Annotated in this window: 12 protein-coding genes and 1 tRNA gene; 4 read left to right on the forward strand and 9 right to left on the reverse strand. The window is 69.1% G+C overall.

Annotation, left to right across the window (positions count from 1 at the left end):
- Positions 1–64: 64 nt before the first annotated feature.
- From RC2_RS18700 to RC2_RS12280, 3 genes are all read right to left on the reverse strand, one after another.
- Positions 65–1,417 (reverse strand): SMI1/KNR4 family protein, encoded by a 1,353-nt coding sequence (locus tag RC2_RS18700; protein ID WP_139277360.1) that lies wholly within the window; start codon positions 1,415–1,417, stop codon positions 65–67.
- Positions 1,418–1,961: 544 nt separating this feature from the next.
- On the reverse strand, positions 1,962–2,762 hold the full coding sequence (locus RC2_RS12275) for a ParA family protein (protein WP_068148481.1): 801 nt from the start codon (positions 2,760–2,762) through the stop codon (positions 1,962–1,964).
- 884 nt (positions 2,763–3,646) lie between these two features.
- Positions 3,647–3,844: an excisionase family DNA-binding protein gene (locus tag RC2_RS12280; RefSeq protein ID WP_042575140.1), complete on the reverse strand. Its 198-nt coding sequence runs from the start codon at positions 3,842–3,844 to the stop codon at positions 3,647–3,649.
- A gap of 130 nt (positions 3,845–3,974) precedes the next feature.
- On the opposite strand from RC2_RS12280, the gene RC2_RS12285 reads away from it, so the two are divergent.
- Both RC2_RS12285 and RC2_RS12290 read left to right on the forward strand, forming a co-directional pair.
- Entirely contained in the window at positions 3,975–4,607 is a 633-nt protein-coding gene (locus RC2_RS12285) for a helix-turn-helix domain-containing protein (RefSeq protein WP_068148478.1), read from the forward strand.
- A gap of 7 nt (positions 4,608–4,614) precedes the next feature.
- Positions 4,615–5,805, forward strand: a complete 1,191-nt coding sequence (locus tag RC2_RS12290; protein ID WP_082895510.1) for a tyrosine-type recombinase/integrase — start codon at positions 4,615–4,617, stop codon at positions 5,803–5,805.
- A gap of 79 nt (positions 5,806–5,884) precedes the next feature.
- Here the strand turns inward: RC2_RS12290 and RC2_RS12295 are convergent.
- Positions 5,885–5,957 (reverse strand) — tRNA-Lys (locus RC2_RS12295).
- Between the two features lie 90 nt (positions 5,958–6,047).
- The gene (locus RC2_RS12300; RefSeq protein WP_068105176.1) at positions 6,048–6,269 is read right to left on the reverse strand and encodes a DUF3618 domain-containing protein; all 222 of its coding nucleotides are present in this window, start codon (positions 6,267–6,269) and stop codon (positions 6,048–6,050) included.
- A gap of 85 nt (positions 6,270–6,354) precedes the next feature.
- On the opposite strand from RC2_RS12300, the gene bcp reads away from it, so the two are divergent.
- Entirely contained in the window at positions 6,355–6,825 is a 471-nt protein-coding gene (bcp, locus tag RC2_RS12305) for a thioredoxin-dependent thiol peroxidase (RefSeq protein WP_068148472.1), read from the forward strand.
- Here the strand turns inward: bcp and RC2_RS12310 are convergent.
- Positions 6,803–8,161, reverse strand: a complete 1,359-nt coding sequence (locus tag RC2_RS12310) for a dipeptidase (RefSeq protein WP_068148470.1) — start codon at positions 8,159–8,161, stop codon at positions 6,803–6,805. The genes bcp and RC2_RS12310 overlap by 23 nt on opposite strands.
- A 24-nt stretch (positions 8,162–8,185) precedes the next feature.
- Positions 8,186–9,394: a hypothetical protein gene (locus RC2_RS12315; RefSeq protein ID WP_072681427.1), complete on the reverse strand. Its 1,209-nt coding sequence runs from the start codon at positions 9,392–9,394 to the stop codon at positions 8,186–8,188.
- Between the two features lie 398 nt (positions 9,395–9,792).
- Between RC2_RS12315 and RC2_RS12320 the strand changes: the two genes are divergently transcribed.
- A complete protein-coding gene (locus tag RC2_RS12320) occupies positions 9,793–10,410 on the forward strand; it encodes a TetR/AcrR family transcriptional regulator (protein WP_082895513.1) in 618 nt (205 codons plus the stop codon).
- A 34-nt stretch (positions 10,411–10,444) separates the two neighbouring features.
- Here the strand turns inward: RC2_RS12320 and acpS are convergent, their stop codons facing one another.
- Together acpS and RC2_RS12330 are read right to left on the reverse strand one after the other, a co-directional pair.
- Positions 10,445–10,837 (reverse strand): holo-ACP synthase AcpS, encoded by a 393-nt coding sequence (acpS, locus tag RC2_RS12325; RefSeq protein WP_068148466.1) that lies wholly within the window; start codon positions 10,835–10,837, stop codon positions 10,445–10,447.
- Positions 10,834–20,046, reverse strand: coding sequence for a type I polyketide synthase (locus RC2_RS12330; protein WP_068148464.1), 9,213 nt, complete (start codon positions 20,044–20,046; stop codon positions 10,834–10,836). The genes acpS and RC2_RS12330 overlap by 4 nt, the downstream gene beginning before the upstream one ends.
- Positions 20,047–20,274: the final 228 nt, after the last annotated feature.

Below are 20,274 nucleotides of genomic sequence, written 5' to 3' on the forward strand. Positions count from 1 at the left end.
GTGGTGTTCCCGGTCGATACGACACAGTATCGATTACTTCAGATTTGAAGGGCACACCCACCCGTCATGTCCATTCGACTCCTCCATCGATCAGTGAAGGCCGCCAAGCGCCGTCGAACAGCGTGCCGGCGTCGAAGCTGGACGCAAGATCCGACAGCATCGCACTGATCGAATTCCATTGCGGACCAGCCGCATCGGCGTCGACCTTGTCGAACAGCGTCACACAGCCAGTAAGTTCGCCAGGACGTGTGTCGACCACAAGGAACGAGCCGTCGAGCCCTGCGATCGGTACGAACTCGGGAACGAACGTCCAGGCGCTCACCCCGGCCTCCAGACTCGGGATGTTCTCGACACCTTCCTCTTCGGCTACCAAGGCCCAGATCTCGACCATCATCGCTCGCTCCGACCGCATACGTTCTCGATCAAACAGTTCGAACGTGGGTAACAGCGACAGTCGGTATATGTCGGGAAGGGTGTCGACTCTGTCGGCGAACTCGATCAGCTCGCGAGGCCAAGTTCCGTCGCCCAAGTTTCGTTTCTGCCGCACGGGTTCACTCGAAAGAGACAGCCACCCTGCTACTCGCGACCACTGTTCCGGTACCGATGACGCAACGGTGTCGTACCGCACCCCCGGTCGATCTGTGGGAACCGCAGTTGCAGCAAGGATTTCGGCCTCACGAGCCGCCTCGTCGCGCAGTTCGGACACTATGCGGGATGCCAAAACACTGTCGTCGAGTGCCGGATCGTCGAATCCGTGAACTTGTCCGGATTCGAATCCAAGGCCGACCGAGATGCCCCTCACAGGAGCGGTGTTCGGTTGTGGATACACGCTGCGCAACAGGATCCGACCCGCGTCGATGGCATCGCCCATCGCCGCCAGCCGTGAACGCGCAGCTCCGTTCGTACTGACATAGCGAGCGCTACCCGGTACCGAGCAACCAACGCTCCAGTACACGTCACCACTCGATGAGTCGGACTGCCCGGTCACGATCGCATCGTCACGTCCCGACATCTGCCCCGGCATGTTCGAAAGTGACGTCAATTCGAGGAGGTAGCGTTCCGATCCATCATCGACAGTCGAGCGGAAGAGCCGGAATTTCAACTCCGATGGAAGAACAATCTGCGAAAGTGACCCGAAACCTGGGAAGACCTGACCCTCGGCGTTTTCCAACTGCAAGGGGCTATAGGCGTCGAACGTGCCGAAAGCCAGAACAGTCCATCCCTCGGCGAGGCGATTCGGTTGCGGGCGAACGAGAAAGTCGACGCTGACTTCGAGCTCCTGCGAGGACGCCCGAAGGGCCAGTCCTCGCTGCGACGGCTCGCACAGCCCGTCCGCTGCGGAGACAGCGATGTCGATGTTGCCAGCTCCCGTGAGGAAGTACGTCCCGTGGGTGACAGATAGGCGCGCTGTGTCCATGGTGGTCGAATCTACGGCGCAAGGCCAGGCCGGTCGAGAACAGCACGCACTGGACGCGCGTGCCTCCGCGACGCCGGGCGACCTCAGTCCGGCCAGGATCACGATCAACTCGATAAGTACCATCACGCGCGAGGAACGTTGTCATCGCGATTTAGTGGCGCCACGCTGATCAGTCGACTCTCGGCGTGACACGCCTCAGAAAGCCCGCGTGAGCAGCTATCGAATGCGTGGTCCCCTCTGCAGCGGCCCACTTCGCTGTGCGAACGGCTGGCCTTCGTTGTGGGTGGCCTCCAGGTAGTCGACGTAACGCTCCACAGCCTCTGCAGCGAGGTCAGACGGGCCGCGCGGTGCACCCGGTGTAGCCATCAGTGCCTCGGCTACATTCAAGAGCCGCTCACTGGTCTCGACGTAGAAGTAAAAGGTGCGCTTGGTCTTGGCAGGCTTGTCCCCCGCTGGCGGCTGAGGACCGGAGACGGACGCACTTGATGCCACCACGGTGACCGGATCGAGGGGGCTGGAGTTGCCCAAGCTGCTCTTCAGTCGTTCAGGACGCGCCAGGTCCGACTCCCTCCATAAGCAACCCCGATGTGCGGCGGTAGATGCTGGCCAGATTGCGGGCGTCCGTCGTCCCCCACTCGAGGAGACTGGTCTGCGCCTCGGAGGAATCCTTCAGCACGACCCGCTTGGGTATGGGGTCGCCGATGATCGTGATGCATGCGGCGATCTCCGCCAGCTGCTCGCGACCAGCGATGGTGTTGCGTTCGTGAAGGTTGATGATCGCGCCCACCAGCTCCAGCGTCGGGTTGTAGCTGCGGCGCACCACGTCGATGGTGCGTCGTAGCCGTGCGAGACCATTCGCGGAGAAGAGCGCGGACTGACTGACCACGAGCGCTCGCCGGGCTGCCACCAGAGCGTTGATCGTCAACAGGTCCAGACTCGGCGGGCAATCGATCACCACCAGTCCATACTTCGGAGCGAGTGACTCCAGCGCATCGCGGAGTCGCCGCTCGCGTCCTGCGCCGCCGAGAATCAACTCATCCCGCACGAAGGCGAGGGATTCCGAGTTCGGGTCGGTGGCGACCAGGTCCACACCGTCCCAGATGGACGGCGCCACGACGTCGGCGAGGGTGGCGGCCGACCGGTCCGATAACGCGTCCGCCATCCCCGCGTCACCGGGTGCCGGCTCACCGGCACTGAGGACGGTACTCAGGTTGCCCTGAGGGTCCATATCGAGTGCCAGAACGCGGTGGCCGGCGCGACGGGCGGCATCAACGATGTGAAAGGTGGTCGTCGTCTTACCTACGCCACCCTTTTGGTTGCAGAAGGCGATCACGTTGTGTGACATGTGTGTCCTCTCATGTGTCGGAAGTTCGAAGAAAGAGACTTCCCGTACCCGCAATACCTGCAATACGGGTGCAGGAAGAAAAGCAAGTGATGGCTGTATCGGACGAGTGGCGGCACATACCTCCATACGTGCCGCCCCGGTGAAGAGTCCGATACCGGTAATGACCGACTGGGACGTGACACCCGCACGGGACGCAATACCAGCGATGCCACCATCACTGGGGTAGCGGTAGATGCTGTCAACCCCGCCGATACTGCGATCACTGGTAACTGCCAGCGTTGTCGATGAACCCGCAACGGGGCCGGACCCACAGACTCCGTCTTCGAGCATCGAACCTGAAACCTGTTGGCACGGAGAGTGGTCCCATCTACTGCATCGGACTACGTTCTGCTTCACCCGGACCCCCCAGGGGTGACCCCCATTGTCCGCACCCACGTTGTCCGCTCCACGCCCTCTGGCCCCGCGCCCGGGTGGGCGCGCGGCTTTCGGTATCGCCACGTCATCAATGATCAGTCGACGGCATGGTGCCCCGGGGCCGGTCTCCGGAGATCGCTAAGGGTGCACAGGCAACGGCGGCAGGCTGGTTATCGTCGGGCTCTGCCTGAAAACGACGCACATGCCGACATCGCTCGCATCAGGTCATGTGATGATGCGAGCTAGTCGATCGACAGTGAATGTTGTGATCGCGGGATTAGTCACCGCGTCAGGAGTCGATCCCAGGAATGGCAGAAGGCCCTTGATGGGAATCGATCAGTGATCTAAAGTCAGTCGTCGAAGCCTCCGTCCTCGCGGGTGGTAGGCCTGGTGCCCTCGGCTCCGGTGCTCGACACACCGGGTTCAGCCGAGGGCACTTCCGTTTCGTAGGGATCTGGTGTCAGTGTCACTCAGGCGACGTCCGCGTCGCCGGTGCTCTGAGACTCCAGGCGTTCGATGTACTCGTCGATGGCGGTGTCAGGTATCAGGCGGCGCTTGCCGACCTTGACGCTTCTGATCTCGCCGGACGCGATCTTGTTGAAAAAGTTGGAACGACCGAGCCCAGTCCGGGCCATGCCTTCCTGTACCGAGAAGAGCTGCCTGCTCATTGCATCCCCCTGTCGTGAATCACCACCAGCTTTCCGCTTTTGCGGTTGAGTCTGAGTGGTTCCACCACAACGTACCGCTGTCGTCGATTCACCGCAAGAGTCGCAATGAAATGCCGTAACATGCGTGCACATGACGCAGGAGTGGAGCCAGCAGATCGTCGACAGGGTGGGGAAAGAGGTGAGGCGCGCGCGAACGGCCGCCTCGCCGCCCCTGTCTGGGCAAGCACTCTCCGACCGTACGGCCGAGCTGGGCCACCCGATCTCACGCGCCGTCATCTCCGACCTGGAGACAGGTCGGCGCCGCGGTCTGGACGTCGCGGATCTCATCGTGTTGGCAGCGGCGCTGCAGATCGCACCGGTGCAGTTACTGTTTCCCGATCTGCCTCGCGGCCCAGTGGACGTCCTGCCCGAACGACCGCACGAGTCACACGACGCAGTGCGATGGTTCGCCGGCGAGACCGGCCTCTTCGCCTCGTCGCCAGGATGGCAAACAGGTGAGGGCGAGGCGGTTCCTGTATGGACACGCCAGGACTTCGCACCAGAGCTCGACAGGGTCACACTCACCCGCCAGTGGCTGAAAGCCATTCACTCCATGCGCAGCGCCAGGATCCACATGCGCAGCGCGATCTCGGCGCGCGAGACACCCGATCAGCTCGAAGCCCTCGAAGTGATCTACGAGGAAGCGCGCGAGCGCGCACAACGTTTGGGTCAGCAGATGTCCGATCTCGGACTCGACCCCGGTGAGGAACATCCCCGTGCCTAGACCTCGCATGGAACCCGGTGAGTGGGGCGCGATCACCAACTTCAAGCGCGGCGATGCGTTCTACGCACGTTCGTACATCCGGGACGACGACGGTCGGCGGCGCCCGGTCGAATCGCGGGGCACGTCACCTGAGGACGCGCGAAGGAAGTTACTGCGAAAGCTTCGCGAACGTATCGCGCCGACTTCAGGTCGATCGCTGACCAGCGCATCGAAGGTGAGTGATCTCGCTGCCTACTGGCTGGAGGACAAGCAGGCGAGCGTCTCCGAGCAGACCTTCAACGGGTACCGAGACATCTGGAGTCGCATCTGCGCGCCCGCATTGGGCGAGTTGCTCATTCGCGAGGTGACCACCGGCACGCTAGACGCCTTCTTCAAACGCACGTCGCGATCTGCCGTCAGCCGAGCGCGCGCGGCTCGGGTGGTGTGTTCCGGCATGTTCTCGCTCGCGGTGCGCCTCGATCTGAGAACGACGAACCCGGTCACGGACGCGCGGGTGGTCGGTCGAAAGACTCGAGCACCGATTCGGGCGCTGACGCCGGGCGAGTTCGCGGAGGCGCGCGACGCGATCGCTCGGTACTGCCGAGGCGCTTCCAGGGATGGTTCCGGGCACACGATGGGCCCTCAGCCCGCGAAGGTGCTCGAGGACATCTTCACGATTTTGATCGCCACAGGCGCACGCATCGGTGAGGTACTGGCTCTCCGGTGGGAGGATCTCCATCTCGAGACCGATCCGCCGACACTCGTCATCGACTCCACCCTCGTCGTGCCTCGCTTCAAGGGCGATACCTTCCGGCGCCAGAACTTCCGGAAGGGCAATGCGCCGGCCCTGACGGTGACGCTTCCTGCTTTCGCTGTCGTCAGTTTCGCGCGACGCTGGGCATCCTTCGACCTTCCCCCGCGCGCGACGGATCCGGTCTTCGTCACCTCCACCGGGAACTGGGTCTCCCCCTCGAACGTCCGTCGAGCGTGGCGCACCGCGTTGGGTGAGGACTTGGCATGGGTCACGCCACACACCATGAGGAAGACGGTGGCCACTGCTATCCGGGCCGAATACGGAGTCGAGGGAGCGCAAGTGCAGCTGGGTCACTCGAACTCACGTGTCACGGAGGCGCACTACATCCAGCGCACCAACGTGGCACCCGACATGACCTCGGCACTCATGACTTTCAGCCCCGTTTGGGCCGAAAGTCATGAATAAGTAGTGAGTGAGCGCCGGAGTGTCAGGTACAGAAAGAGCCCCCGGCCAGCGTATCCGCTGATCGGGGGCCCTTTTGCTGTGCGCCCACAGGGACTCGAACCCCGGACCCAGTGATTAAGAGTCACTTGCTCTACCAACTGAGCTATAGGCGCCGGAGCGGTTGCCCGCTCCGTGGTGCGAGAAAGACACTAACACCTGCCGGCGCGCGGAGTGAAATCGGCGCCCTGATCAGGCGAAACGGGTCAGCTGACGATCTTGCGGACGACGAGGATCGCGACGACCACACCGACTCCGATGAGCGAGAACTTCACGGCCGGCTCGTTCAGGGTGGCGACGGCGCTGCGCTTGGTGTTCTCGGCGAGGCGCTTCGGGTCCACCCGCACGCTCAGTTCGTCGAGGGTGGCGGCCAACTGGTCGCGTGCGGCCTCGATGTCCCGCTCGATGTTGTCGGTGTTGCGTGCCACGTGGCCCTCCACAGGTGATCGTTGCGCGGTCGAACCTCGAGCCTAGAGCACGGCCACCGCGCTCTTCTCGACTAGGTTTGCCGGTGTGACCGACTCGAGACTCTCCCCCGGTGATCCCGCGCCCGCACTCTCCCTGCCCGACGCCGACGGCACCACGGTGTCGCTGGCGGACTACCGGGGCAAGCGGGTGGTCGTGTACTTCTACCCGGCGGCCGGAACGCCCGGCTGCACCAAGCAGGCCTGCGATTTCCGCGACAGCCTGGCGCAGCTGAACGACGCCGGTCTCGAGGTCCTCGGCGTCTCGCCGGACAAGCCCGCAAAGCTGGCCAAGTTCCGGGACGAGGAGGAGCTGACCTTCCCGCTGCTGTCCGACCCGGACAAGACGACGCTGGAGGCGTGGGGCGCGTTCGGCGAGAAGACCATGTACGGCAAGACCGTTCGCGGTGTCATCCGGTCGACGTTCGTGATCGACCCGGACGGCGCCGTGGAGGTCGCGCAGTACAACGTGCGCGCGACCGGCCACGTCGCCAAGCTCATCCGCGATCTGAAGCTCTGACCACCCGCTCCAGAAACAGCGCTTCCGCGACGGCGAGGTTCTCGATCTCCGTTGGATCGACGCTCTCGTTCGGGGCGTGGATGCGGCAGAGGGGTTCCTCGACGCCCATGAGCACGATCTCGGCGTCGGGGAGCGCCTGCTGCAGCGCGGTGCACAGCGGAATCGACCCGCCCTGCCCCGCGACGGCCACCTCGCGTCCGTAGGCATCCCGCAGCGACTCGGTGAGTGCCGCGTAGGCCGGTCCGTCGGTGCGCGCCGCGAACGGCTGCCCGACGGCTTCCTCCGCGACGGTGACCCGCGCGGACCAGGGCACCCGCGCGCGCAGGTGCGCGATCAGCGCGTCCCGGACAGCGGCCGCGTCGGCGCCCGGCGGGACGCGCAGGCCCAGTCGCGCCGACGCCCTCGGCACGACGGCTGCCGCGCTCCCGACGACGGGCGGGCAGTCCATCCCCATGACCGTCACGGACGGGCGTGCCCACAACCGGTCGGCGATGGATCCTTCGCCCGCGAGCCCGACTCCGTCGAGGACACCGGCGTCGGCGCGGAACCGGTCCTCCGGATAGTCGGCGCCGGACCAGGTTCCGGACGCGTCGACCCCGTCGATCGTGGTGTTCCCGGCGTCGTCGTGCAGCGTCGCGAGCATGCCGATCAACGCGACCAACGCGTCGGGAGCAGGCCCGCCGTACATGCCGGAATGCACGGCTCCGGTGAGGGTTTCGACGTCGACCCGCACGATGGCCATGCCGCGCAACGACGTCGTCACGGTCGGCTCGCCCACCGCGACGTTGCCCGCGTCGGCGATCACGACGGCGTCGGCCGCGACCAGGTCGGGGCGCTCGGCCACCAGGTGCTCGAGGCCGCCGGTGCCGGTTTCCTCGGATCCCTCGCACACCACGACGACGCCCACCGGCGAGTCCCCCACCGCACGCAGCGCGGCCAGGTGCACCACCAGGTTGCCCTTGCAGTCGGCCGCACCACGGCCGTACCAGCGACCGCCGCGCTCGGTCAGCTCGAACGGGTCGCTCTCCCATACCGATTCGGGACCGGCGGGCTGAACGTCGTAGTGCGAGTACAGCAGAACGGTCGGCGCACCGTCTCGCGCGGGCCGCCGACCGACGACGGCCAGCGAGCCGTCCGACGTCTCGTGCAGTGCGACGTCGGGAATTCCCGCATCGACGAACGCTCGGCGCACCCACTCGGCGGCGTCACGGTTGTCCTCGGCGAGCGACGCGTCGTCGGCCACCGACCGGAACGCGACCACGGCGGCGAGTTCGTCCCGCACCCGAGGCATGTCGGCGGACACGGATGCACGGAACCGGTCGGGAGAAGCAGTCATGCCATCCGAGTCTGCCTCACTCGGTCAGCCGCCGAACTCCTGGTTCAGCCACTCGCCCGTCTGCTCCCAGTGCCGGGCCCACGCCTCGTCCTGCAGTTGCTGCGGGGACTTGTTCGGATCCTGCTCGGGCACCGGAACCGCGAACACCGGCGGCGGCACGGTCGAGGTGCGCGGCGGCGGGGACCACGTGGTCTGCGGCGGGACTCCCGGCGACGTGTCCGCGGTGGGCGACGCCTCCGTGGTGGGCGTCCACTCCTCGGTGGTCGGCGCGGCGGACGACGACGGCGCCACCGGTGCCGGAACTGCGGCGGCGTCGGTGCCGGCGGGCGGGACGTCGGCGACCGGTCGGGCGGCGTCGCGCACGCCCTCCGTCACCGCTGCCCCGTCGGGCGCGGTGCCGGTGGCTGCCGACGACGGCGCATCGTCCCCCGGCCCGCCGACGACGACGGCGGCACCGGCGATACCCGCCGCCACCAGGAGCGCTGCCGCCGACGCGGCGACGAGAGTGCCCGCACGTCGGGTTCGACGTCCGTCGGTCGTCGACACGGGTGCGGCAGCCGGCTCGTCGTCGACGACGACGGCGAACGCCTCGGTCGCGTCGTCCGTCTCCGGGACGAGAATGTCGTCCGCCGGTGCCGGGGTGGCGTCGATCGGCGTCGGGGGAACCACATCGTCCGCGGACGTCGACGCTGCGTCGTCCTCGGGCGCCCCGGACGCCACGGACGCCCCGGACGCCGCGGACGCCGCGGAAGCCCCGGACGTGAGGGCGGCGGACGCCACCCGGCCGGGCCGGGACGCGTCGGAGGCCGGCACGGACGCCCGCGTCGGCTCGACCGGTCGACGACCGGGCGCGGCGGGCACGGGACGCACCGGGCGCAGGCGCTGCGGCGCGCTGCGATCCCACGGGGCGGACCCCCGAGAGTCGACGACGACCGTCGGCGACGGTGCGCGGTGCACGGGCACGTCGAGGGCCAGCTCGAGGATGGGCGGCGCGGCATCGACGTCCGCGGCGACTCCGGTGACGACGACGCAGGTGAGGGTCACGGCCGCGTCGTCGACCAGGCTCCACAGCGAGGGCACGGAGAGGCCGATCTGCTCGGCGGTGAGACCGTCCAGCGTGACGACGGCCGGCGGGCCGACGACCGTTCCGTCGGCCGCGGCGAGCAGTTCGGCGGTCACCGTGCTGCCCTGTACGTGGTAGGCCAGCAACGCAGCCGGCGTGGAGTCCTTCATGGCGAGCCCTCCCTGGTCTCGACGCGTGTCGGGTCGGTGCCGCCACGGGCCGCGCCGCCACCAGCAGGAATGTGCGACGCGGGCGCAACGCACCCGGAACCTCACGCAGTCCGAACCACCCCCGTCGATCCGGGGCGCGAGGGCGAACGAGAGGGACTTTTTCGGTCCATCTCCCTCTCAACGCTCTCCAAACATACCGGATGTTCACAAACGGCGGGCCCGATCGGGGATGCTCGGTGGTGACGACGCGCCGGACCGATAGTCTCGATGTCGTGGATTCCACCGCCGGGTCACCGTGGCAGCACCAGCCGAGCACGCCCGACGATTCCGACACCCTCGACGAGTCGGACGTCCGCGACGGCGCCGACACCAGCGAGAACGCGGACACCAACGAACCCGTGGAGCTGCTCCCCCGACGTCGTCCCACGCAGGAGCGGAGCAAGCGCAAGTTCGACGCCCTGCTCACCGCGTCGCGCGAGCTTCTGGTCGATGTGGGCTTCGAATCGTTCACCTGCGAGGAAGTGGCGTCCCGCGCGGGACTGCCGATCGGCACGCTCTACCAGTTCTTCGCCAACAAGTACGTGATCGTCTGCGAACTCAACCGCGAGGATCTCAAGGGCGTCCAACGCGAGCTGGCGGAATTCGACGGCGAGATTCCGTCGATCGACTGGCTGCGATTCCTCGACGACTTCCTCGACCACATGTCCGGTCTGTGGTCGTCCGACCCGTCCCGTCGAGAGGTGTGGCTGGCGATGCAGAGCACGCCGGCCACGCGGGCGACGGGCGTGATCCACGAGCGGGCGTTCGCCGCGCAGATCGAGCGGATGCTCGCACCGCTCACCCCGCGGACACCGCGGGCGCGCCGCAACCTCATGGCCGAGGTGCTGGTGCACGTCGTCTACTCGATGCTGAACTTCTCCGTCCAGGACGGCCAGACGCACGCCGACGCCGTGGTCGAACTCAAGCGCATCATGGCCGCGTACCTGTCACTGGCAGAAAAAGAGAGCCGGCGCTGATCGCGCCGGCTCTCTCCCCCGAGTCACTCGGTACTCACTCCTCCAGAATCGCCACCGCGGCGGCCATGTCGCCGTCGTGCGTCAGCGACAGGTGGATCTTCACCGACGGCAGGAACTCCGCCGCCATGCCGTGCAGCTTGATCGACGGGCGACCCCAGGCGTCGTTGACCACTTCGATCAACGGGTAGGGGTTGTCGCCGATCTGCGGTGCGCGGGCGAACCGGGACCCGGCCCAGGCCTTCAGCACCGCTTCCTTGGCCGCCCACCGCGCGGCGTAGTGCCGCGCGGGATCGCTGCTCTTGGTGGCGGCGTGGCGGCGCTCGCCGGCAGTGAAGCTGTCGCGGACCATGGTGGTCCCGACGCGCTCCATCTGCTCGGCGAACTCCGACACCGACACCAGGTCCAGTCCGACTCCGAGGATGCTCATTCGGTCACCGTGCCATCCTGCGCGGCGACGCGGTAGACGTCGTCCGCACCGAGTCGGGTGGCCTCGCTGAGCAGCAGGTCGGCCTCGAGCTGATGCTTGACGGCCGACGGTGTGCCGTCGTGACCCAGCCGGCGATCCTCCGGACGCCGGTACAGCGCGTCACCGCCGCACATGGCGTCGGCGAGGCGTCGGCGTCCGGCGACGACGCGCTCCCGCGACGTGCGCAGGTACTCCTCGCGTCGATCGGCCGGAATCGCGGCGACGAACGCCTGCGGGTGCACCACCGCGATCAGCCCGGACACGTGGCCGAACCCGAGGCTGGTCAGCAGACCGGCCTTGAGCGGCAACGAGTTTCCGAACGTCAGCGGCCGGCGTGCCCACACCAGGTGTTCGAACTCGGCCATCTTGTCGTCGACGCAGTCGAGGCTGCGGTTCGGCGGCACGACGCCCTGCGCGAGCACCTGGCACAGACCGATCAGCTGGAAGGCGGCGGCGCCGCCCTTGCTGTGACCCGTCAGCGACTTCTGCGACACCACGAACAGCGGGTTGCCCTCGCTGCGGCCGAGTGCCCGCGCCAGACGCGTGTGCAGTTCGGCCTCGTTGGGGTCGTTGGCGTTGGTGGACGTGTCGTGCTTGGAGATCACGGCGATGTCGTCCGCCGCGACGCCGAGCGCCGCGAGCGAGAGCGCCATGGCCGAGTCCCGGCCACCGCGACCCACACCGAGGGCGCCGAGGCCCGGGGCGGGAATCGAGGTGTGGACACCGTCGCCGAACGACTGCGCCCAGCCGACCACACCGAGGACGGGCAGACCCATCTCCAGGGCCAGGTCGCCGCGGGCGAGCAGAATCGTTCCGCCGCCGTGCGATTCGACGAATCCGCCGCGCCGGCGATCGTTGGCCCGCGAGAACCGCCGATCACTGATGCCCTGGGCCCGCATGGCCTCGGTGTCCGCCGTGGCGGACATGTCGCCGAAGCCGATGATGCCCTCGTTGCTCAGGTCGTCGAAGCCGCCGGCGACCACGAACGTGGCCTTGCCGAGACGGATCTTGTCGACGCCCTCCTCGACCGACACCGCGGCCGTGGCGCAGGCAGCCACCGGGTGCACCATCGCGCCGTACGAGCCGACGTAGCTCTGGACCACGTGCGCCGCCACGACGTTCGGCAGGGCTTCCTGCAGGATGTCGTTCGCCCGTGCGTCGCCCAGCAGCGTGTCGATGTACAGCGAGCGCATCGACTCCATGCCGCCCATGCCCGTGCCCTGCGTGTTCGCCACCAGAGACGGGTGGGTCCAGCGCATGAGCTCCGACGGCTCGAAGCCCGAGGTGATGAACGCGTCGACGGTGCACACGATGTTCCACAGTGCGACGCGGTCCACCGAGCTCGCCATGTCCGGCGAGATGCCCCACTTCACCGGATCGAAGCCGGTGGGGATCTGGCCGCCCACGCTGCGGGTCAGCTTCATCCGGCGCGGCACGCGAATCTCGGTGCCCGCCTTGCGGGTGACCTGCCAGTCGCCGTCGGCGTTGGTGTTCACCACGGTCCGGTCCGGATCCGCCGAGACGAACGCGCGGGCCTCGGCCTCGCTGCCCACCACGAAGGTCAGGTCCTGGTCGAGGAACACCGAGGACATCAGCGGCGCGGTGTTGTTCACCATGGCGCCGTCGTCCTCGTACCGGCGAATGCCGCACCGCTCGACCACCACGTCGTGGTAGCGGTCCGCGATCTCGGCCTCCGGCACCAGATCACCGGACTCGACGTCGTACCAGCCCGGCTTGGGATCGTTCTCCCAGACCACCAGGCCGGTGCTCCATGCAAGCTCGAGAACGCCTGCCGCCGAGAGCTTCTCGTCGACCTCCATCTCGAAGCGCGTCCGCGCACTGCCGTACGGTCCGAGCTCGCCGGCACCGACGATGACGACCAGCTCCGACGGGTCCACGTCGAGCTCCGGCCACGCCGGGGCATCGAGCTCGCCGGTGATGCGCGGCGGCTCGGGCAGCGCGTCGACGGTGGCCGGCGCGGGGGCCGGAGCCTCCTCGGCGACGGCCGCGTCCGCGGCGTCCTTGGCCAGCGCGGCCAGATCGAGCCCGGCCTCGGCGAGACCACCGGTGAGGTCGGCCTCGAGCGGAGCGTCGACCGCACGGCGGCGAGAGTCCTCGTCGCACAGGGCGATCAGCTGCTCGGCCATCTCCTGCGTCGACCACGTCCGCACGCCGGCCGCCTCCGCGGCCTCGGCGACCACGTCGTTGTGGCCCATGAGCCCGGTGCCCCGGACCCAGCCGATGCGGGCGTGCGCCAACGTCACTCGCTCGGCCCAGCTGCGCTCGGCCTTCCAGCGGTTGGTCACGGCGTCCAGCGCGGCCTTGGCCTCGCCGTACGCGCCGTCGCCACCGAAGAGGCCACGGTTCGGCGAGCCCGGCAGCACCACGTGCAGTCGGCTGTCGACGTCGCGGTCGTACCCGATGGCGGACAGTCCGCCGATGAGACGCTCGACCGACCAGAGGAGAACCTTCATCTCCATCTCGGCGCGGGCGCCGGCGTCGGACAGCTCGCCCGCCACGCGCGGCGCGGCGAACGGGAACAACATGGTCGGCGTCATCGCCGGCTTGACCAGCTTCTTGGCGCCACCGGCCGAATCGATCCGGTCGGTGCCGACCCACTCGACGAACGCGTCGACGTCGGCGTACGACGCCATGTTCGCGGGGACCACCCAGAGAGCGGCACCGGTCACGGCGTGCGTGCGGTAGAGCTCGCGGTAGAACCCGACGCGCTCCTCGTCCAGACGCGACGTGGTCAGGAAGACCGTCGCCCCGCCCGAGAGCAGCTCGCCGGTCACCGCAGCGGCGATGGAGTTCTTGCTCGCTCCGGTCACCACGGCCACCTGATCGGCCCACTGCCCCGGCGTCTCGGTCGCGGTCGCGGCCGTGGCGATGGCGGCGTACGACGACGCCAGGTCGGCCAGACCCTGTGCGTCGGCACGGCGCTGCCACCACGCCGCCTGCGCGGCCACGGCCTCGCCGGCGCCGGTGAAGGCGTCGACCGCCAGGGCGCGAGCGGCCTCGTCGCCGATCCACAGGCGAGCGAGATCCTCACGCGCCGTGGCCCATCGGTCGTCGATCAGGACCGCACGACGGGCGTCGAACGACGGCGCCACGAGACGCGGCCAGTCGCTGCCCAGTTCGGACGAGACGAGATCGATCAGATCGGACTCGGCGGTATCGGCCTCCGGCAGCGTCTCCGCGTCCGCGAACCCGAGCTGCTCGAGCACCAGACGCGCCGCCGAGGCGAGCACGCCACTCCGGCCGGTGATGTTCTCGGTGAACTCGCCGAGCGCGGCGGCGTCGACGGTGCCCCCACCGCCGCCACCCCCGCTGGACGGCATGGAGACCTGCACCCCGCGGCGCTGACCGACGGCCGTCACGGCGGCGTCGATCAACGCGTCGACGGCGGCGCCGTCCGACGGAGCGGTCTCGCCGAGACCACCGAGCGCCCCGCCGCGGACGGACTGCCCGTCACGGGTGCCGAGAGCGACCTCGGCGGTGACGTGGTGTGCCCACCCGTCGCCGAGCTGCCAGACCTTGGTCACCCGCTCGGCGACCGCGCCGGGACGACGTCCCGACGGGCCGAACACCTTCCGCAGGTGGTCGTTGATGGAATCGCTCAGCACCGGGCCGTAGGGCCGGTAGGTGCGGGCGAGCTTGTTGACGGTGCCGGCCAGAGCGCCCATGTCGGCATCGGCCGCACCGTCGATCGCGCCGAGCGAGAGCTCGGAACCGAGATCGACCAGCAGCTGGTTCCGACGCGAGGACACGCCGTCGCACAGCGCCTCGATGGTGTCGGCGGGGCCGATCTGGTCGAGGCGGAGCTTGGTCCACAGGCCGATGAGCACGGTGGTCGCGTCCGACGCGGTGAAGGCGATGTCGTCGGGACGAGGCCCGCCCGCCGGTGCCGCTGCAGGCGCCGGCGCCGCGGGAGCCGCGGCCGGGGCGGTGGCGGCCGGGTCGGCCGCCGGGGTCTCCTCCGGCTCGTCGACGATCTCCGGGTCCGTGTCGGTGGAGAACACCACGGCGGCGTCGCGCTCGATGTTGAGCACCTCCACCGGATGACCCACGCGGCCCGGCAGTTTCAGCGTGTTGGTCGCCAGGTTGGCCACCGTCGGCATAGCGCCGAGACCCACCTCGACGAACCGCTCGATGCCCAACCCGCCGTCGGCGGTGTCGGCGAACAGCAGATCCTGCGTCTCGATCCACCGCACCGGGCTGGCGAACTGCCACGCGAGCAGCTCGGTCAGCACCACGCGGCACAGGTCGGACGGGCGAGCGGCCCAGTCGTCCCACGCGCCGAGCACGTCGACGAGCGGTGCGGACGGCACCAGGTCGGCGATCTCCTGCACGAACGCCTTCTCGAGCGAGAACAGGCGCGGCACCAGGTTGGGGATGTAGCGCCCCACCAGGATCGACGGATCGATCGTCTCCGGCAGCAGGTCCAGCAGACGGTTGCGGAAGTCGTCGACTCCGCCGCGCAGGACCGTGGAGTGGAAGGGCACGTCGATACCGGGCACCAGGATGAAGGCGCGCTTGCCGCCGAATTCCGCACGGCGACGGTCGATGTCGCGCTCGAGCTCCTCCAGCCCGGCGACGGTGCCGGCGATGGCGTACTGCGACCCGCGCAGGTTGAGGTTCACCACCTGCAGGAACTCGCCGACGCGGGCGCCGATGGACTCGACGTACTCGATGACGTCGTCGTCGGCCAGGCCGATCTGCGACGGACGGATGGCGGCCATGCGGTAGTCGCTGCGGCCCTGCGCATCACGCGGAACGAGCTGGTGCATGGCGGACCCGCGCTGGAAGACCACCTCGAGAACGGCCTCGAGCGGGAGCACACCGGCGACCGCCGCGAGGGCGTTGTACTCGCCCACCGAATGGCCCGCGAGGAACGAGTCCTCCACGAACGCACCGGACTCGCGGAGCTCGGCCACCTGGACCACACCGAGGACGGCCATGGCCACCTGGGTGAACTGCGTCAGGTGCAGCACGCCGTCGGGGTGCTTGTGGGTGACGCCGCGAGCGCGGAGCTCGGTCGGGTTGTCCCGCACCACCGCGAGGATGGAGAAGCCGAGCGCGGACCGGGTGTGCTTGTCGGCACGCTCCCAGATCTCGCGTGCGGCCTTGGACCGGCTCCGCGCGTCGAGACCCATGCCGCGGGTCTGGATGCCCTGACCGGGGAAGGCGTACACCGTCTTCGGCGCCGCGATGCGGCCGGTGGCCTGCATGACCAGGTCACCGTCGACCTTGCAGGAGACCTCGACGACCTCGCGGCCGGCCTCGAACCCGATGCGGTCCACGCGCACGTCGATCGACGCGCCGGGGCGCACCATGCCGAGGAACCGGGTGGTCCATGCGGTGAGGCGACGCGGCGGGGTGGTGGCCGACGGATCGACGGCCGTCACCACCTGCTGCGCGGCGGCCGAGAGCCACATGCCGTGGACGATCGGGCTGCCCAGACCGGCCAGACGCGCGGCGGCGTCGGAGGTGTGGATCGGGTTGTGGTCGCCGGACACCTGAGCGAAGGCACCCATGTGGCGCGGCGCGGTGACCGTGACGTCCCGACGACGTCGACGCGGCGTCTCCACCAGGGCGTCGGTGAGCGACCCGCCGGCGCGCGGCGGATCGGTCAGGGTGCCGGCACCGGTGCGCCCGCGAATGGCGAAGCGCTCCACCAGGGTCGCGACGGCGGGGGCGTCGAGGCCCTCGCCGAGCATCGCGCCGATCTCGACCGAGACCTCCACGACGCGTCCGAGATCGGTGTCGATCACCTCGCCGGCGGTCGCCTTGACCACCAGGATGCTGTGGTGATCCGGCAGCTCGCCGACCAGATCGATGCGGTGGTCGAGGTGGACCAGGTCCAGCATGCCCTCGATGACCGAGCCGGCGTCCGCGGTGCGGGCAGCGCCCAGCACGGCGAAGACGGCGGGCCAACAGGCCCCGACGAGCACGTCCGGCACGATCGACTGTCCGACGCCGTACTGCGCGGGCAGGCCGGAGCCGGTGACGCCGGCGTGATCGGCGGTCAGATCGGGCGACCACGCGATGTTCAGACGCGCGGTGCCGTTCTTGACCGTCGGAAGATCCTGTCCCGCAGCCACTCCGAGGAGCGCGGACATGGCGGTCTCGGCGTCGGCGTCGGTCACCAGCGGTGCGCCGCCGTCGACCGCGGAGGCCGGGACGGTGATCCGGATGTCGACCGAGCGACCGGCGGTCAGCGGCACCGAGAGCAGCACGGCGTCGTCGCCGGACGTGGTCAGGGTGGCGCCGGTGCCGGGGTGCGTCGCCTGCTCGTCGGAGGTGACCTCCCACTCGCTCACCGCACCGAGACGACGAACGGGGTTGGGCGCCAGGCGCGATGCCCAGGTGATGTCCGGCGCGGCGAGCACGACACCGATGGCGCCACCGGCCACCTCGGGGTGGCGGCGCGTGGCGACGGCGACGGGCTCGGCACCCTCGGCGAGCAGCCGGTCCGTGGTGGCCTTCTCGAAGCGGTTCAGCAGGTCACCGACGGGCTCGTCGACGCGGTCGATGCCGGCGACGGCGACGGTGCCGGGGATGATGCAGACCTGATCGGCGCTGTACCGCGGATCGTGGGCCTGCCACAGGGAATCACTGCGCCACCAACGGCGCACGTCCTTGTCGACGACGGGCACGAAGTTGACCGGCTTGCCCGGCAGGCGGCACAGCGAGACGAAGAACGGAACGTCGGCCGGGTGCAGGCGCACCGACTCGGCGTCGGGGTACGCACGCAGCAGCGCTGCGACGGCGTCGGCCGGACGCTCGAGCAGATCCTCGTCCTCGAACAGCGTGGGGACCGGGCCACGGTCGGCCGGGTGCAGCCGAGCCTCGCTGCGCTGCAGCATGTCCCGGAAGCGCACGCGCCACGTGATGTCGAGCCACGGGTTCTCCACGCGCGGGTCGTCGCCCACGGCGAGCTCGACGTAGCGGTTCAGCCACTGCAGGTACGTCATGTCGGCGACGTCACCGAAGTACGGCTTGGCCGTGGCGTCCAGCGCGGCGACGATCTCGTCGCGACGCGCCGCGACGGCGTCGTCGTCACCGGCGACCTCGTCGAGCAGGCGGCCGGTGCGCGACGCGGCGTTGTCGATCTCGTGGATGTCCGCGCCGAGCTGGCTGCGGCCCGAAGCCATTCCGCCCGTGGCGGTTCCGGCGCCCACCCAGTCCGGGCATCCGGGGGTGTCGACCAGGAGCTGCTTGACCTCGGGAGCCGTGGTGGCCTCGAGGGTCGCCATGGCGGCGGTGCCGACGAGGATGCCGTCGAGCGGCATCGCCGGGAACCCGGCGTCGACGGACCACTGGCCGGTGAGGTACTCGGCCGCCCGCTCCGGGGTGCCGATGCCGCCGCCGACGCAGATGACGATGTTGTCGTGCGCACGCAGCTCGGCGTAGGTGGCGACGAGCAGGTCGTCGAGGTCCTCCCACGAGTGGTGGCCGCCGGCGCGCCCGCCCTCGATGTGCACGATCACCGGGTAGTCGGGCACCTCGGTGGCGATGCGAATGACGCTGCGGATCTGCGCGACGGTGCCGGGCTTGAACGCGACGTGGCTGATGCCGACCTCGGTCAGCTCCTCGATCAGCGCGACGGCCTCGTCGAGCTCGGGGATACCGGCCGTGACGACCACACCGTCGAAGGGTGCGCCCGCGGTGCGGGCCTTCTGCACGAGGCGCTTGCCGCCGAGCTGCAGCTTCCACAGGTACGGATCGAGGAAGAGCGAGTTGAACTGCACCGAGCGGCCCGGCTCGAGCAGCTCCTTCAGACGGTCGACGTGACCGGCGAAGATCTCCTCGGTGACCTGGCCGCCACCGGCGAGCTCGGCCCAGTGGCCGGCGTTGGTGGCCGCGGCGACGATGGCCGGATCGACCGTCGTCGGCGTCATGCCGGCGAGCAGGATCGGCGAGCGACCGGTGAGCTGGGTGAAGGAGGTCTCGACGACGGTGCGGCCGTTCGGCAGCGTGACGACGCGCGGCGCGAAGTCGGTCCACGGGCGGTCGACGGCGGGAGCGGCGCCCGGCGTCAACAGGTTTCGGTGACCGGTCCTGGTCGACGCGGCGACGACACCGACGCCGTGGCCGCGCATGTTCGAGGCGGTCAGGCGGGTGAGGGCGTCACCGGGGCCGAGGTCGAGGACCCAGGCGGCACCGGCGGCGACGACGGAATCCACGGCGGCGACCCAGTCGACCGGCTCGACGAAGATGGCGGTGGACAGCGCCCGCGCACGGTCGACGTCGAGACCGCAGCGGGTGGCCCAGCCTTCGACGATCTCGACGGCCTCGGCGAGCTGCGGGTGATGGAAGCCGACCTCGATGGCGAGGGGCTCGAAGACGGGCGAGAACACGTCGCCGCCACGCTTCTTGGCGTCGCGCTCGCGGCTCTCGCGGTCCGCGATCTCCTCGCACCGCTGCTGGATGCGAACGAGGGCGGTGTAGGGCCCGCTGAGGACGACACGACGACGGCCGTTGCGGATCGCCACGACGGCGGACGCCGCGGCCTCGTCGCCCGAGAGCTCGTCGACGACGGCCTGCAGGCGAGCCGGGTCGATGTTCGACACCGAGACCATCGGGGCGCGATCACCGGCACCGATGAGGCCGCGGCGGCGGCCGACCAGCCCGGCGGCAGCACCGATCAGCTGGGCGAGGGCGAGGAGCTCGACATCGCTCTCACCGCGGTCGGCGACGACGGCTTCGGCGAGGACACCCTGCGAGTGACCGATGACCGCGACGGGCGGGGTGGTGGTGTAGTCCAGACCCTGCACGGCGAGGGCGCGCAACGCGGCGATCTGCGTGAGCAGCACGCCGGGCACCGACACGGCGGCCGACAGCAGAGCCGCATCCGACGGGCCGGCGGCGGGGTCGTCGGCGAGTTCCTGCTCGAGCATCCACGCGATCGGGTCGAAGCCGAGCGGGCGCACTACCAGCAGCTCGGCGGCCACGGGCGCGAGCACCCGGGCGGACGAGTTCACCAGGTCGGTGATCTGCGGCTCCAGCGCGCAGTCGCGGGTCAGTTCGTCCAGCGTCGGCAGCCACGGGGCGCCCTGCCCCCCGAAGGCGAGGGCGTACGCCTCACCGTCGACCACGCGCTCGGCGAGCGAGCTGCTGCGGTCTCCGGACCGCGGGCGGGATGGTGTGCTCTCGTTGATCGTCACGCGTGCGTGTCCTCTCCTACCTCGGGTGCGAGGCGATGGGGGTCGGGGCCGCTGGGGGCGGCGACCTCGGTTCTCGTGGATCCGGTCGGTCGAACGAGTCCGGTGAGACGACGCGCGCTCGATCCCTGGCGGGGAGCCGTCGCCTCGTGCGGACCAGCGTGACACAAAATCATGAGGAAATCCTCACGTTCTGTTTGACGTCCTAGTGCTACCCGCCGGTACGTCGTG

Source organism: Rhodococcoides corynebacterioides NBRC 14404, from assembly GCF_001894765.1.
GTDB lineage: Bacteria > Actinomycetota > Actinomycetes > Mycobacteriales > Mycobacteriaceae > Rhodococcoides > Rhodococcoides corynebacterioides.